Here is a 14,926-nt window from a genome sequence, read left to right as displayed (position 1 = left end):
TATAGGTAGGCTGAGGAGGCAAGCGGCGTCAATTCATCGACTGCTGATGGGCTGTTGATGACTTCGGAAGCATTTCGGGGCGATTTTTCCAGCTCAGCCGCCATGGCTGAGCCGTACGGCGTAAAACCCGTCCACGCCGCCGGCATGCGTGTCCGTCGCGGGCAGCATGGCAGGCGTGGTGCGGAATTCGCCGCGGCGGGAGATCGCCGCCTCCAGGCCCGGCCAATCGGCTGGGTCGACGGGCTCGATGCGCCAGCCCGGATTGTCGGCGAGAACGCGGGCGATCATCTCCTCGCCCTCGATCGGATCGAGCGAGCAATTCGAAAACACCAGCTCGCCGCCGGGCTTCACGAGCGTCAGCGCATGGCGCAGCAGGCGCTCCTGCAACCGGGCAAGCTTTTCGATATCCTCCGGACCCTTGGTCCAGAGCACGTCGGGATGGCGGCGGATCGTGCCGGTGGAAGAGCAGGGCGCGTCGAGCAGCACGGCGTCGAACAGTTCGTCCGGCCGGTAATCCGCCATATTGGCTTCCACCACGGTCGCGGAAAGGCCGAGACGCTCCAGATTGCCGGCGAGCCGCTTCAACCGGTTGGCGGACTGGTCGAGCGCCGTCACCACGGCACCCGCCGCGGCAAGCTGCGCGGTCTTGCCGCCGGGCGCGGCGCAGAGATCGGCGACACGTTTGCCGGCAAGGTCGCGGAAGAGTTTTGCCGGCAGGCTCGCCGCCGCATCCTGCACCCACCATTCACCGGCCTCGAAACCTTCGAGCGCCGGAATGGCGCCCGAGGCGACAGGCAGGCGGACGGAGCCGGTGGGCAGCACGAGGCCGCTGAACCTCGCGGCCCAGCCGTCCGGATCGGATTTGACTGTCAGATCTATGGTGGAGGGTTGGAGCAGCGCGTCGTTGATACGCGCGGTGTGCTCGCGGCCGTAGATGGCGACGAGACGCTCATGGAACCAGGGCGGAATGACGGGGACCGTGCGGGTGGCCGTCAGATGCGAGGCCTTTTCGCGTGCCAGGCGCCGCAGCACGGCGTTGGTGAGGCTGGCGAAGCGGCGGTTGCGCGGGTCGATCTGGGCCTGTTCGACCGCGAGATCAACGGCGGAATGATCCGGCACGTCGAGATAGAGGATCTGCGCGGCGGCGACCGTCAGCACATGGTGCAGCGCGCGCGCGCCCTCCGGCAGCGGCGTGCCGACCAGCGTGTCCATGATGGCATCGATACGCGGCAGGTGGCGCAGCGCCGTGTTGAGGATGGCGCGGACCAGGGCGCGGTCGGCATCGTTGAGCTGCCGGTAGGCCGGATTGCCGTTTTCGAAGTCGAGCATGCCGTCAAGCGGCGTCCTGCGGTCCACCACGGCGGCAAGGATCTTGGCGGCGGCCTGGCGGGCGCGCAGGCCGGGCTTTTCCGGATAGCCCACATCCGCCTCGGGCGCCTTCGGCCCGCGGCCGCCGGCATTGCGTTTCGGATGCGCTCTGTGTTTCGTTCTGTCGTCGTTCAAGACCAGGGACCTTTGGGTGGTTCGGAACCACCGCGTCCCCAGCCCGTCGTCGGAACGGAGCGCGATTTGCGGACGGGATTATCAGCCCGGACCGGCTCCGTCGAGCGCGCTTGCATGCCGCGGGCCATTTCCTCGAGCGCAGCGATGCGGTTTTCCGTGTTCGGATGGGTCGAAAACAGGTTGTCCATGCGCTCGCCCGACAGCGGATTGATGATGAACATATGCGCGGTCGCGGGATTGCGCTCGGCGTCATCGTTCGGCACGCGGCCCGCCGCGACGGCGATCTTCTTCAGCGCCGAGGAGAGCCACAGCGGGTTGCCGCAGATTTCCGCGCCGCGCTTGTCGGCCGAATATTCGCGCGTCCGACTGATCGCCATCTGCACCAGCATGGCGGCGAAGGGGGCAACGATCATCGCGATCAGCACACCGATGAAGCCGAGCGGATTGTTGTTCTCCCGGTTGCCGCCGCCGAAGAACATGGCGAAGTTGGCGAGCATGGAGATCGCGCCGGCAATCGTCGCCGTCAGCGTCATGGTCAGCGTGTCGCGGTTCTGGATATGCGCCAGTTCATGCGCCATCACGCCCGCCACCTCCTCGTAGCTCAGCGCCTGGAGAAGGCCGGTGGAGGCGGCGACAGCGGCATTCTGCGGATTGCGGCCGGTGGCGAAAGCATTCGGCTGGTCGCTGTTGATGACGAAGACGCGCGGCATGGGCAGGCCGGCACGCTTGGCGAGGTCGCGCACGATGCCGTAATATTCCGGCGCGGAACGCTCATCGACCTCCTTCGCCCCGTACATGGACAGAACCATGCGGTCGGAATTCCAGTAGGAGAAAAAATTCATGGCGATCGCGACAAGAAGCGCGATCATCATGCCGCCCTTGCCGCCGATGAGCAGGCCCACGCCCATGAAAAGCGCCGTCATGAAGGCGAGAAGCATGGCTGTGCGAACGATGTTCATACGGTTACGGCTCCTGTTGGGTCTCTTGGCCCGGTTGCTCTTCCCTGTTGTCAAGGGAGTGTTTCACGTGAATCAACGCTTTCCACAGCGTCGTCGCGCTTCTATATGATGGTAAGCGAACAGGAATTCTTCAATATCCGGGAAGGATGCCGATTTTCATGCAGAACGACAACGACAATCATTCTGACGGCCGCAAAGTGCTTCCGCCCGCCGCCCAGCGCGCCCTCCAGGAAGCCGAGGAACGGCGCAAGGCCGAGAAAACCGCCGAGCCCGCCCCCGAAATCGGCGGCCGTGGCGGCGCCGACCCCGCGCGCTTCGGCGACTGGGAAATCAAGGGCCGGGCGATCGATTTCTGAGAGGGCGGAATCCGGCTCAAGATAATGTGGCTCCCACCGGAGCCAGCTACCTCTCCCTCGTCATGGTCGGGCTTGACCCGACCATCCACACCACCCGCCGCATGGATCCTCGGGTCAAGCCCGAGGATGACGGAAGAGGGGAGGAGACAATTTTCCTGCAAACGACCGTTCAACGAAAACGGCGGCCAGAGGCCGCCGTTTTGTTTTATGCCGGTTGGCTCGCTCAGCCGGCGGCCTTGTTCTGCCGGTTGGCGATCAGGTCGTCCACGACGGCCGGATCGGCGAGCGTCGAGGTGTCGCCGAGCGAACCGAAATCGTCCTCGGCGATCTTGCGCAGGATGCGGCGCATGATCTTGCCCGAGCGGGTCTTCGGCAGGCCGGGCGCGAACTGGATCTTGTCCGGCGTGGCGATCGGGCCGATCTCCTTGCGCACATGCTTGACGAGGTCCTGGCGCAGCGTGTCGTTGCCCTCTTCGCCGGCCATCAGCGAGACGTAGCAATAGATGCCCTGGCCCTTGAGGCTGTGCGGATAGCCGACGACGGCGGCTTCCGAAACCAGATGGTGCGAGACGAGGGCCGATTCGATTTCCGCCGTGCCGAGGCGGTGGCCGGAAATGTTGAGCACGTCGTCGACGCGGCCGGTAATCCAGTAATAACCGTCCTCGTCGCGGCGGCAGCCGTCACCCGTGAAATATTTGCCCTTGTAGGTCGCAAAATAGGTTTCGACGAAGCGCTTGTGATCGCCGTAGACGCTGCGCATCTGGCCCGGCCAGCTATCGGTGATGCAGAGATTGCCGTCCGCGGGACCTTCCAGCACATTGCCCTCATTGTCGACGAGCTCCGGCTTGATGCCGAAGAAGGGGCGCGTCGCGGAGCCGGGCTTCAAGTCCGTCGCACCCGGCAGCGGGGTGATCAGGATGCCGCCGGTCTCCGTCTGCCACCAGGTATCGACGATCGGCGAACGGCCTTCGCCGACAACGTTGTAATACCATTCCCACGCTTCCGGGTTGATCGGCTCGCCGACCGAGCCGAGCAGGCGGATCGACGAGCGCGACGAGCGTTTCACGAAGGCATCGCCAGCGCCCATCAGCGCGCGGATCGCCGTGGGCGCGGTGTAGAAGATGTTGACCTTGTGCTTGTCGACCACTTCCCAGAAGCGGCCGGCATCCGGGAAGTTCGGCACGCCTTCGAACATTAGCGTGGTGGCGCGGTTCGCCAGCGGCCCGTAGACGATGTAGGAATGGCCGGTGACCCAGCCGACATCGGCGGTGCACCAGTAGACGTCGCCGTCCTGGTAGTCGAAGACGTATTTGTGCGTCATCGAGGCATAGACGAGGTAACCGGCCGTGGTGTGCAGCACGCCCTTCGGCTTGCCGGTGGAACCCGACGTATAGAGAATGAAGAGCGGATCTTCCGCCTTCATCTTTGCCGGCGGACAATCGCGCGGCACGGTCAGCACTTCCTGATGGTGCCAGATGTCGCGGCCGGGCGCCCAGCCGGTCTTGCCGCCGGTGCGGCGCACGACGAGCACCTTGTTGACGATGACGTGCTGCTTGGCGGCGATGTCGATCGCCGTATCGGTGTTTTCCTTGAGCGGGATCGGCTTGCCGCCGCGCACGCCCTCGTCGCAGGTGACGACGAAGGTCGATTCGCAGTCGACGATACGGCCGGCCAGCGCATCCGGCGAGAAGCCGCCGAACACCACGGAATGGATGGCGCCGATGCGCGCGCAGGCGAGCATCGCATAGGCCGCTTCCGGGATCATCGGCATGTAGATGGTGACACGGTCGCCCTTCTTGACGCCGTGCTTCTTCATCACGTTCGCCATGCGGCAGACGTGCTCGTAGAGCTCGTTATAGGTGATCTTCTTGTCGATATAGGGATTGTCGCCTTCCCAGATGATGGCGACGTCATCGCCGTGCGCCTTGAGGTGGCGATCGATGCAATTGTAGGAGACGTTGGTGATGCCGTCCTCGAACCACTTGATCGGGACCTTGCCGTTAAAGGACGTGTTCTTGACCTTGGTATAGGGCTTGAACCAGTCGATCCGCATGCCGTGCTTGTCCCAGAAACGCTCCGGGTTCTCGACGCTCTCGCGATACCATTTCTGATAGGTATCGTTGTCGATCAACGCACGGTTTTTCGCGGATTTCAGGACCGGATAGGTCTTTGCGGACATTCATGCCTCCCTTGACTGCGCATGCGCGGGAAGCCGCATTCTCCTTCGGCCCCGCACCTCCTGCGCCATACATATCAGGTCAAATCACCCGGGCAATTAGACAAAGGTCATTTGTCTCTTGAAGAATTGCATTTCTGCGACAGTGGCGTTATAGAGGGCCGAATTCCCGGAACATAGTGGTTAACTACCCCACGACCCGCGACACCGGCGCGGACGGACAGAAGGACTATATGCATGGCTCAGCAGCTCCTCATGCCAAAGGCGACCGCGGTCTGGCTGGTCGACAACACGGCGCTGTCGTTCGACCAGATCGCCACATTCTGCAAACTGCATCCGCTTGAAGTGAAGGCGATCGCCGACGGCGAATCGGCCCAGGGCATCAAGGGTCTCGACCCGATCTCCACCGGCCAGCTTTCCCGCGAGGAGATCGCGCGTGCGGAAGGCAACCCGTATCACAAGCTGAAACTTTCCGAACCGAAGGTCCGCGTGCCGGAATCCAAGCGCAAGGGTCCGCGTTACACGCCGGTCTCCAAGCGCCAGGACCGCCCGAACGCCATTCTCTGGCTCGTGCGCAACCATCCGGAACTGAAGGATGCGCAGATCTCGCGTCTCGTCGGCACGACCAAGTCGACGATCGAGCAGATCCGCGAGCGCACCCACTGGAACTCCGCCAACCTCGCGCCGATGGACCCGGTGACGTTGGGCCTGTGCTCGCAGATCGACCTCGACCTCGAAGTCGAACGCGCCTCGAAGGGCCGCCCGCTGCCGACCGCCGCCGAACTCGGCGCGACGCTGGAAGCCGCCCGCGAAACGGAAAAGCTGCCCTACAGCACCGATGTGGAAGAGGAGAAGGAAATCGACGCCGATGCCGTCTTCGCCAAGCTCAAGTCGCTGAAGTCGGCAACGCCCGACGAGGACGAAGACGAGCGCTTCTAAGCGCCGCTCCATCGCAGATCTTAAACCGGCCGCCCAAAGCGGCCGGTTTTTTTATTTGGGAACCTACCAACCCCACGACGTCATCCTCGGGCTCGACCCGAGGATCCACCGGCTTGCTCGACGTGCTGGATGGTCGGGTCAAGCCCGACCATGACGGAGGAGAGATATGTGCGCGCCGGAATCCCTAGCCGATCCGGCGCGTCGACAGCGCCTCGGCGATCTCGTCGAGAATAGCCGGATCGTCGATCGTCGCGGGCATCTTCCAGTCCTGCTTGTCGGCGATCTTCTGCATGGTGCCGCGCAGGATTTTTCCCGAGCGCGTCTTCGGCAGGCGTTTCACGCAGAGCGCCGTCTTGAAGGCGGCGACCGGGCCGATGCGCTCGCGCACCAGCGCGATCACCTCCTGCTCCACAAGCGATGATTCACGTGAAACACCGCTCTTCAAAACGAGGAAGCCCGCCGGCAGCTGGCCCTTCACCGCATCGGCTACGCCGATGACCGCGCATTCGGCGACGTCCGGATGGCTGGCGCAGACCTCCTCCATTGCCCCCGTCGAAAGCCGGTGGCCGGCGACGTTGATGATGTCGTCGGTGCGCGACATGATGAAGACGTAGCCGTCCTCGTCCACATAGCCGGCATCGGCCGTCTTGTAATAGCCGGGGAACTCGGCAAGGCAGGTGGTGTGGAACCGCTCATCGGCATTCCAGAAGGTCGGCAGGCAGCCCGGGGGCAGGGGAAGCTTGATGGCGATGTTGCCGAGCGTGCCCGACGCCACCTCATGGCCGGCATCGTCCAGCACATGCAGCTCGTAGCCTGGCATCGGCACGGTGGGCGAGCCGTGTTTCACGGGCAGCCGATCGAGGCCGAGCGGGTTGCCGACGATCGCCCAGCCCGTCTCCGTCTGCCACCAGTGATCGACCACCGGCACGCCGAGCACGGCCTCCGCCCAGCGGATCGTCTCCGGATCGGCGCGCTCGCCCGCCAAAAACAGCGCCCGCAGGCTGGAGAGGTCATGGCGTTTCACCAGCAGCCCCTCCGGATCCTCCTTGCGGATCGCGCGGAATGCCGTTGGTGCTGTGAAGAGCACGGAGACCTTGTACTCCTCCACCACCCGCCAGAAGGCCCCGGCATCCGGCGTGCCGACCGGCTTGCCCTCGTACAGCACCGTCGTGCTGCCGTTCAAAAGTGGCGCATAGACGATGTAGGAATGGCCGACGACCCAGCCGATATCGGAGGCCGCCCAGTAGACTTCACCCGGCTCCACGCCGTAAAGCGCCCGCATCGTCCAGGCGAGTGCCACCATGTGCCCGCCATTGTCGCGGATGACACCCTTCGGCTGGCCGGTCGTGCCGGATGTGTAGAGGATATAAAGCGGGTCGGTCGCGGCGAGTGACGCGCAGGGGATTTCCCGCGCCGCGGCCCGCGCTGCCGCCAATGCCGCTCCGAGATCGACATCGCGTGCATCGTGAAGCTCCGCGACCAGCTCCGGGCGTTGCAGCACGAGGCAATGATCCGGCTTGTGCCGCGCCAATTCGACTGCCGTATCGAGCAGCGGCTTGTAGGCGACCACCCGGTTCGGCTCCACGCCGCAGCTTGCGGTGACGACGAGTTTCGCCGTGGAATCGTCGATGCGTGCCGCCAGCTCGCTTGCGGCAAAACCGCCGAAGACCACCGAATGGATCGCCCCGATGCGCGCGCAGGCGAGCATGGCGAAAATCGCCTCCGGGATCATCGGCATGTAGAGAATGACGCGGTCGCCCTTTACGACGCCATGATCGACAAGCACGGCCGCCATGGCATTCACCTGCGCAAGCAGGTCGGCATAGCTGTAGCGCGCCTTGCGGCCCGTCACCGGACTATCGTAGATCAGCGCCGCCTGATCGCCGCGTCCCGCGGCCACATGCCGGTCGACGCAATTGTGGCAGGTATTGCCCACGGCATCCGGAAACCAGCGCCCATAGACGCCCTGCGCGCCATCGAAAATTTCCACCGGTTCCATGAACCAGTCGATCGCCCGCGCGGCCTCCGTCCAATGCGTCCTGTGATCGTCCTTCCAGGCCCGGTAGGTTTCGGCATATGTTTTCGGCATCGTTTCCTCCCACCCGACCGCGAAACGGCCGGTTTCTCCTATGAAGAGAATAGGGAAGGGCGCGCGATGCGCAAAGCCAGACGAAAGCCTGAGACGGCAGGCCGCCGTCTTGCGCTTCGTCAAACCGGAAGCGCGATCAGCGCGTCCCGAAGATCGCCGAGCCGACGCGCACGCTGGTTGCGCCAAGGCCGATGGCAACATCGTAGTCGCCCGACATGCCCATCGAGAGCTTTTCGAGGCCGCAGCGTTCAGCGAGTTTCGCCAGCAGCGCGAAATGCGGCCCAGGATATTCCTCCGCCGGCGGAATGCACATCAGCCCTTCGATCGAAAGGCCGAGTTCGTTGCGGCAGAAGGCAACGAAGGCAACCGTATCGTCCGGCGCAATGCCGGCCTTCTGCGGCTCAAGGCCGGTATTGACCTGCACATAGAGCCGCAGGCTGCGTCCCTGCCGCGCCATCTCGGCGGCGATGGTGCGGGCGATCTTCTCGCGATCGACCGTCTCGATGACGTCGAACAGCGCCACGGCCTCGGCCGTCTTGTTGGATTGCAGCGGGCCGATCAGGTGCAGCTCGATATCCGGCGTCTCCGCGCGAAGACCCGGCCACTTGCCCTCCGCCTCCTGCACGCGGTTCTCGCCGAAGACGCGCTGGCCGGCCGCGATCGCCGGACGGATGGCGTCCGCGTCAAAGGTCTTCGAGACCGCGACCAGCGTCACCGCCTGCGGCTCCCGGCCGGCCTCGCTGGCGGCCTTGCGCATTCGGTTGCGAACGTCTTCGAGACGGTCCTGCAGGTCCATGGTCATTCTCCCTTCGGCATCATGCTCCGGACCTAGCCAAAATGGCGCCGCTTGCCAAGCCGCGGGCGATGCGACACAGCCCCGCGGAGCCCACAAAACTTGACGCTTCGGCGGTTTCATGATGAAGGTCTCGCCACTATATTCGCATGGGCGAACCGCCCTCCAAGACTCCCAAAAGACTTCCGGAACATCAAAGACATGGCCACCGAACGTTACAATCCGCGCGATGCCGAACCCCGCTGGCAGGCAAAATGGAACGAAGAAAACGTCTTTCTGACCAAGAACGACGATCCGCGCGAAAAGTACTACGTGCTTGAGATGTTCCCCTATCCGTCGGGCCGCATCCATATGGGCCATGTGCGCAACTATGCCATGGGCGACGTGGTTGCCCGCTACAAGCGTGCGCGCGGCTTCAACGTGCTGCATCCGATGGGCTGGGACGCCTTCGGCATGCCCGCCGAAAACGCCGCCATGCAGAACAAGGTCCACCCCAAGGGCTGGACCTACGAAAACATCGCGACGATGCGCGGGCAGCTGAAGTCCATGGGCCTGTCGCTGGACTGGTCGCGCGAATTCGCCACCTGCGACGTCGAATATTACCAGCGCCAGCAGCATCTCTTCCTGGATTTCCTGGAAAAGGGCCTGGTCTACCGCAAGCAGTCCAAGGTCAACTGGGACCCGGTCGACCACACGGTTCTGGCCAACGAACAGGTGATCGACGGCCGCGGCTGGCGGTCCGGCGCGCTGGTCGAACAGCGCGAACTCACCCAGTGGTTCTTCCGCATCACGGATTTCAGCCAGGACCTGCTTGATTCGCTGGACACGCTCGACCAGTGGCCGGAAAAGGTCCGGCTGATGCAGAAGAACTGGATCGGCCGCTCGGAAGGCATGCTGATCCGCTGGGAGATCGCCGAAAGCGCCGGCCTTACGGGCGAAAAGGACGTCACTGTCTACACGACGCGTCCCGACACGCTGTTCGGCGCCTCGTTCCTGGCAATCTCCGCCGACCATCCGCTGGCCAAGGACGCCGCCGCGCAGAATCCCGACATCATGGCCTTCTGCGAGGAGTGCCGCCGCGCCGGCACCTCGCTGGCCGCCCTCGAAACCGCCGAGAAAAAGGGCATGGACACGGGTATCCGCGTTCGCCATCCCTTCGACGCGAGCTGGGAACTGCCGGTCTATGTCGCGAACTTCGTGCTGATGGATTATGGCACGGGCGCCATCTTCGGCTGCCCCTCCGGCGACCAGCGCGACCTCGACTTCGCCCACAAATACGACCTGCCAGTCGTGCCCGTCGTCATGCCGAAGGACGCCGACGCTGCGACCTTCGCGATCGGCGACGAGGCCTATGTCGGCGATGGCGTGATGATCAATTCCCGCTTCCTCGATGGTCTCAGCACCGAAGACGCCTTCGAGACCGTGGCGAACCGCCTGTCGGCCGCGACCCTCGGCAATGCGCCGCAGGGCGAGCGCAAGGTGAATTTCCGCCTGCGCGACTGGGGCATTTCGCGCCAGCGCTACTGGGGCTGCCCAATCCCGGTCATCCATTGCGACGATTGCGGCGTGGTTCCCGTGCCGAAGGCCGACCTGCCGGTAAAGCTGCCGGACGACGTCACCTTCGACAAGCCCGGCAACCCGCTCGACCGGCACCCGACCTGGCGCCACGTCGCCTGCCCGCATTGCGGCAAGGACGCGCGGCGCGAGACGGACACGATGGACACCTTCGTCGATTCGTCCTGGTATTTCGCCCGCTTCACCGCGCCCTGGGAAAACAACCCGACCGATCCGGCCGCCGCCAATGCCTGGCTGCCGGTCGATCAATATATCGGCGGCATCGAGCACGCGATCCTGCATCTGCTCTATTCGCGCTTCTTCAGCCGCGCCATGCAGGTCTCGGGCCATCTCGACGTCAAGGAGCCCTTCAAGGGCCTCTTCACCCAGGGCATGGTCGTGCACGAGACCTATAGCCGCGGCGAGGGCGCCAAGCGCGAATGGGTGACCCCCGCCGAAATCCGCATCGAGGAACTGGACGGCAAGCGCCGCGCCCTGCACCTCGAATCCGGCGAAGAAATCGCCATCGGCTCGATCGAGAAGATGTCGAAATCGAAGAAGAACGTCGTCGACCCGGACGATATCATCGCCTCCTACGGCGCCGATACCGCCCGCTTCTTCGTGCTCTCCGACTCCCCGCCGGACCGCGACGTCATCTGGTCGGAAGCCGGCGTCGAAGGCGCGCACCGCTTCGTCCAGCGCGTCTGGCGCCTTGTGTCGGAAGCCGCCGTCGCCCTGAAAACCGCCGAAAGCCGTCCGGGCACAGAGGGCGACGCGCTCGCCGTCTCGCAGATCGCGCACAAGACGCTGAAGGCCGTGCAGGCCGACTACGACAAGCTCGCCTTCAACAAGGCCGTCGCGCGCATCTACGAATTCGTCAATGCGCTCGCCGCGCCGCTGGCAACCGCTGCTGCCGGCAAGGCCTCGCCCGAGCTCGCGTCCGCGCTGTGCGAGGCCGTCGGCATCCTGATCCGCATTGTCGCCCCCATGACCCCGCATCTCGCCGAAGAGTGCTGGCGCGAGATCGGCGGCGCCGGCCTCGTCGCCACAACCGGCTGGCCGGCCTACCAGGACAGCCTGGTCGCCGACAACGAGGTCACGCTGCCGGTGCAGATCAACGGCAAGAAGCGTGCGGATTTGACAATCGCCCGCGATGCGGACCAGAGTGCGGTCGAAGCGGCCGTGCTGGCGCTCGAAGCCGTCCAGGCCGCGCTCGCCGGCCAACGCCCCAAGAAGATCATCGTCGTACCGCAGAGGATCGTGAATGTTGTTGTCTGACGGAACCGGCCTCTCGCGGTTTGCCAAGGCGCTTGCCGGCCTCGCCATCCTCGGCGCGCTCGCCGGCTGCCAGGTGCGGCCGCTCTATTCCACGGGAAGCGGCACGGAAGGCAAACTTGCCTCCGTGTCCATTTCAGAAGCGAATGACCGCGTGGAACAGAAGGTTCGCAACGACCTGATATTCCTCCTCGCGGGCGGTGCCGGCGAGCCGCAGAACGCGATCTATCACCTCGAAATGAACGTCACCGTCCGCAACATTGGCGTCCTCATCGACGTTGCCGACGATATTCCCCGCGCCGGCCGCATCGTCGTCGCGGCGGACTATAACCTCGTGAAAACCGACTCCGGCGAAACGCTGGCCTCCGGCAAACGCTCGTCCGTCGCGCTGGTCGATTTCCCGGTACAGGAATTCGCAAAGCTGCGCGCCGTGCGCGATGCGGAAAACCGCGCCGCACGCGAGCTGGCAGAACTGATCCGCGCAGACGTCGCCGCCGCGCTCGGCCGTCGCTGAGCCGGCTATGGCAGAGGTCAAGTCGCACGAATTCGATGGTTTCCTGAAACGGAAGCCGCTGCCCGTGCGGCTTTTCCTCATCTACGGTCCCGACCGCGGTCTCGTTTCCGAGCGCGCCGCGGCACTCGCCGCGAACAGCGGCGTCGATCTCGCGGATGCCTTCTCCGTCGTGAAACTCGACGCCGGCGAGGTCGGCAACCAGCCCGGCCGCCTGATCGACGAAATGAACGCCATCGGCCTCTTCGGCGGCGATCGCCTCGTCTGGATCCGCAATGCCGGCAGCGAAAAAGGCCTCGCCGACGCGCTCGAAATCCTCGCCGGCATGCCCACCGGCCCTTCGACGCTCATCATCGAGGCCGGCGACCTGAAGAAGGGCGCTGCGCTGCGCAAGGCGGCCGAAACGAGTAGCCAGGCCGCCGCCATCGCCTGCTACGCTGACGACGGACGCGCCTTGCAGGCTCTCATCGACCAGGAACTCGCCACCGAAGGCCTGCGGATCTCCCCCGCTGCCCGGGAACGCCTGGTGGAAACGATCGGCGGCGACCGGCTCGCCTCCCGCAATGAAGTGCGCAAGCTCGCCCTCTATTGCCGCGGCAAGGAGCTGATCGAAGAACAGGATGTCGAAGACATTGTCGGCGACGCCAGCGCAATCTCGACGGACGACGCCATAGACGCGATCCTCAAGGGCGACCGCGACGGTTTCATGCACGCCATCCAGAAGATCGTCTCCTCCAAGACACCGATCTTCCTCGTCCTGCAAGGCTGCCTCAGACAATTCCAGCTGCTGGAGCTGATGCGTGCCGAAATGGATGAAAAACGCGCGCCCGCAGCGCAGGCCATGGCGACGCTCGGCCGCCATCTTCATTTCCGGCGCAAGCCGATCATCGAAAATGCCCTGAAAACCTGGGCCGGTCCCGCCATCCGCCGTGAAACCCAGCGCCTGCAAGCGGCGATCCTGCAAAGCCGGCAACGCCCGGCATTGGAAGATACGATCGCCATGCAGACCATGCTGGCAACTGTCCTTCAATCTGCCCGGCGCTGAATCCGGCTAAGGAATTTTAGCGCCGTTCCAGAAGCCGGCAGATTTCCTCAAGCTGCTCCAGCGTCTTGTAGGCGATGCGCAGATGGCCACCGCTGCCCTTGTGGTTCACGGATACATCGAGACCGAGAACGTCGGACAGCGTGCGCTCCAGCGCCAGCGTATCGGCATCCTTCTCGTCCTTGCGCGCCGTCTGGCCGTGGCCTGGATCGGTCTGCGCCTTGATATCGTTCTGGGCCAGCCGCTCCGCATCGCGCACCGACATGCCCTTCGCGACAACCGCCTTGGCCAGCGCAATCGGATCCGATGTCGGGATGAGCGCGCGCGCATGACCGGCGGAAAGGGTACCAGAGGCAAGCATTTCACGCACGGGCTCCGGCAGCTTCAGCAGGCGAAGGCTGTTTGCCACGTGGCTACGGCTCTTGCCGATGATTTCGCCGAGATCGTTCTGCGTGTAACCGTGGTCGGCGATCAGAAGCTCATAGCCCATCGCCTCTTCCAGCGGATTGAGATCCGAACGCTGGACGTTTTCCACGATGGCGATTTCCAGCGCCGTACGGTCGTCCACGTCACGAATGATGACCGGTATCTCGATCAGCCCGGCGAGCTGCGCCGCCCGCCAGCGCCGTTCCCCGGCGATAATTTCAAAACGATTGTCGGCAATGGTGCGCACCACAACCGGCTGCACGATCCCGTGCTGACGGATGGACGACGCCAGGTCCTGCAGCTCCGACTCGTCGAAATAACGCCGCGGGTTGCGCGGGTTGCGACCAACGAATTCGATCGGCACTTCCCGGTCCGGATTGAGCGCCGGGCGTGCGCCGACATCGGCGGCCGGAAGCTGGTCCATTTCGCCGATCAGGGCTGCAAGGCCGCGGCCGAGACGCCGCTTTGAGTTGTCATCGTTCATCGGTTCTACTCACGGATACTGAATTCAGGCCGCCTTACGCTGCCTCTCACGCTGGATCACCTCGGAAGCAAGCTGAAGATAGGCCTGGCTTCCGGCGCATTTGAGGTCATAGAGGATTGCCGGCTTGCCATAGGACGGCGCTTCGGAGACCCGCACATTCCGCGGAATGAGCGTATGGTAGACCTTCTCGCCGAGATGCGTGCGCACGTCGTTGACGACCTGCTGCGCCAGATTGTTGCGCGAGTCGAACATGGTGAGCACGATACCCTGGATATCAAGGCGCGGATTGATCGTGCGACGCACCTGATCCACCGTCTCCAGCAACTGGCTGAGACCCTCCAGCGCAAAAAACTCGCATTGCAGCGGCACCAGAACGGAATGCGCGGCAGCGAGAGCGTTCATCGTCAGAAGATTGAAGGACGGTGGGCAATCGACGAGCACGTAAGAGTAAGACAGCGCCTCATCGGAGGCCAAAGCGCGCTTCAGTCGGAAAACGCGGTCATTCTGCTGCGCGATCTCCATCTCGACCCCGAGCAGGTCCATGGTCGAAGGGATAATTGAGAGGTTCGGCACAGCCGTCTGCAAGACCGTCTCGGCAACACCGTGGCTACCGATCAGCAGATCATAAGAGGAAAACTCGCGGTTCCGGCGATCGATACCGAGACCGGTGCTGGCATTGCCCTGGGGATCCAGGTCGACGATCAGTACACGCTCACCAATCGCGGCCAGCGCGGTCGCCAGATTGATCGCGGTCGTCGTTTTGCCGACGCCACCTTTCTGGTTTGCAATGGTAATGATTCGGTTCTTTTCGCCTGCCAT

At 64.0% G+C, this 14,926-nt stretch carries 12 protein-coding genes; 5 read left to right on the top strand and 7 right to left on the bottom strand.

Features of this window, described 5'->3' with window-relative positions:
• Positions 1 to 93: 93 nt before the first annotated feature.
• The gene (locus J2Y63_RS29125; protein ID WP_435269001.1) at positions 94 to 1,509 is read right to left on the bottom strand and encodes an RsmB/NOP family class I SAM-dependent RNA methyltransferase; all 1,416 of its coding nucleotides are present in this window, start codon (positions 1,507 to 1,509) and stop codon (positions 94 to 96) included.
• Positions 1,500 to 2,462 (bottom strand): zinc metalloprotease HtpX, encoded by a 963-nt coding sequence (gene htpX, locus J2Y63_RS29120; RefSeq protein ID WP_256120476.1) that lies wholly within the window; start codon positions 2,460 to 2,462, stop codon positions 1,500 to 1,502. Before htpX ends, J2Y63_RS29125 begins: the two co-directional genes overlap by 10 nt.
• Positions 2,463 to 2,620: 158 nt before the next feature.
• Here htpX and J2Y63_RS29115 point away from each other — a divergent pair, with 158 nt between their 5' ends.
• On the top strand, positions 2,621 to 2,818 hold the full coding sequence (locus tag J2Y63_RS29115) for a DUF1674 domain-containing protein (RefSeq protein WP_256120475.1): 198 nt from the start codon (positions 2,621 to 2,623) through the stop codon (positions 2,816 to 2,818).
• A 223-nt stretch (positions 2,819 to 3,041) separates the two neighbouring features.
• Here J2Y63_RS29115 and acs read toward each other — a convergent pair whose 3' ends face one another.
• Positions 3,042 to 4,997 carry an acetate--CoA ligase gene (gene acs / locus J2Y63_RS29110; protein ID WP_435268978.1) on the bottom strand — a complete coding sequence of 652 codons (1,956 nt, stop codon included), beginning with the start codon at positions 4,995 to 4,997 and terminating at the stop codon, positions 3,042 to 3,044.
• Between the two features lie 234 nt (positions 4,998 to 5,231).
• Here acs and J2Y63_RS29105 point away from each other — a divergent pair, with 234 nt between their 5' ends.
• A complete protein-coding gene (locus tag J2Y63_RS29105) occupies positions 5,232 to 5,933 on the top strand; it encodes a DUF1013 domain-containing protein (protein WP_256120473.1) in 702 nt (233 codons plus the stop codon).
• Between the two features lie 184 nt (positions 5,934 to 6,117).
• Here the strand turns inward: J2Y63_RS29105 and J2Y63_RS29100 are convergent, their stop codons facing one another.
• Positions 6,118 to 8,022: a propionyl-CoA synthetase gene (locus J2Y63_RS29100; RefSeq protein WP_435268977.1), complete on the bottom strand. Its 1,905-nt coding sequence runs from the start codon at positions 8,020 to 8,022 to the stop codon at positions 6,118 to 6,120.
• Positions 8,023 to 8,158: 136 nt separating this feature from the next.
• A complete protein-coding gene (locus tag J2Y63_RS29095) occupies positions 8,159 to 8,818 on the bottom strand; it encodes a YggS family pyridoxal phosphate-dependent enzyme (protein WP_435268976.1) in 660 nt (219 codons plus the stop codon).
• Positions 8,819 to 9,016: 198 nt separating this feature from the next.
• Between J2Y63_RS29095 and leuS the strand changes: the two genes are divergently transcribed.
• From leuS to holA, 3 genes are read left to right on the top strand one after another with little or no spacing between them, the layout of a single operon-like run.
• Positions 9,017 to 11,647, top strand: coding sequence for a leucine--tRNA ligase (leuS, locus tag J2Y63_RS29090; RefSeq protein WP_435268975.1), 2,631 nt, complete (start codon positions 9,017 to 9,019; stop codon positions 11,645 to 11,647).
• The gene (gene lptE / locus J2Y63_RS29085) at positions 11,634 to 12,158 is read left to right on the top strand and encodes an LPS assembly lipoprotein LptE (RefSeq protein WP_435268974.1); all 525 of its coding nucleotides are present in this window, start codon (positions 11,634 to 11,636) and stop codon (positions 12,156 to 12,158) included. The genes leuS and lptE overlap by 14 nt, the downstream gene beginning before the upstream one ends.
• Positions 12,159 to 12,165: 7 nt before the next feature.
• Positions 12,166 to 13,200: a DNA polymerase III subunit delta gene (gene holA / locus J2Y63_RS29080; RefSeq protein WP_435268973.1), complete on the top strand. Its 1,035-nt coding sequence runs from the start codon at positions 12,166 to 12,168 to the stop codon at positions 13,198 to 13,200.
• Between the two features lie 16 nt (positions 13,201 to 13,216).
• On the opposite strand, the gene J2Y63_RS29075 is transcribed toward holA, so the two are convergent.
• Positions 13,217 to 14,107 (bottom strand): ParB/RepB/Spo0J family partition protein, encoded by an 891-nt coding sequence (locus tag J2Y63_RS29075; protein WP_435268972.1) that lies wholly within the window; start codon positions 14,105 to 14,107, stop codon positions 13,217 to 13,219.
• Positions 14,108 to 14,131: 24 nt separating this feature from the next.
• Entirely contained in the window at positions 14,132 to 14,926 is a 795-nt protein-coding gene (locus J2Y63_RS29070; RefSeq protein ID WP_435268971.1) for a ParA family protein, read from the bottom strand.

Source organism: Shinella sp. BE166, assembly GCF_051201095.1.
In the GTDB taxonomy this organism is placed as follows: Bacteria; Pseudomonadota; Alphaproteobacteria; order Rhizobiales; family Rhizobiaceae; genus Shinella; species Shinella lacus.
The sequence above is the reverse complement of the archived record's forward strand: the minus strand, read 5'-3'. Positions and strand labels throughout refer to the sequence as shown.

Excerpts from the sequence above, each read along its gene's own strand:
- htpX (WP_256120476.1), bottom strand. The coding sequence starts at position 2,462 with ATGAACATCGTTCGCACAGCCATGCTTCTCGCCTTCATGACGGCGCTT.
- J2Y63_RS29115 (WP_256120475.1), top strand. The coding sequence starts at position 2,621 with ATGCAGAACGACAACGACAATCATTCTGACGGCCGCAAAGTGCTTCCG.
- acs (WP_435268978.1), bottom strand. The coding sequence starts at position 4,997 with ATGTCCGCAAAGACCTATCCGGTCCTGAAATCCGCGAAAAACCGTGCG.
- J2Y63_RS29105 (WP_256120473.1), top strand. The coding sequence starts at position 5,232 with ATGGCTCAGCAGCTCCTCATGCCAAAGGCGACCGCGGTCTGGCTGGTC.
- J2Y63_RS29100 (WP_435268977.1), bottom strand. The coding sequence starts at position 8,022 with ATGCCGAAAACATATGCCGAAACCTACCGGGCCTGGAAGGACGATCAC.
- J2Y63_RS29095 (WP_435268976.1), bottom strand. The coding sequence starts at position 8,818 with ATGGACCTGCAGGACCGTCTCGAAGACGTTCGCAACCGAATGCGCAAG.
- leuS (WP_435268975.1), top strand. The coding sequence starts at position 9,017 with ATGGCCACCGAACGTTACAATCCGCGCGATGCCGAACCCCGCTGGCAG.
- lptE (WP_435268974.1), top strand. The coding sequence starts at position 11,634 with ATGTTGTTGTCTGACGGAACCGGCCTCTCGCGGTTTGCCAAGGCGCTT.
- holA (WP_435268973.1), top strand. The coding sequence starts at position 12,166 with ATGGCAGAGGTCAAGTCGCACGAATTCGATGGTTTCCTGAAACGGAAG.
- J2Y63_RS29075 (WP_435268972.1), bottom strand. The coding sequence starts at position 14,107 with ATGAACGATGACAACTCAAAGCGGCGTCTCGGCCGCGGCCTTGCAGCC.
- J2Y63_RS29070 (WP_435268971.1), bottom strand. The coding sequence starts at position 14,926 with ATGGCAGGCGAAAAGAACCGAATCATTACCATTGCAAACCAGAAAGGT.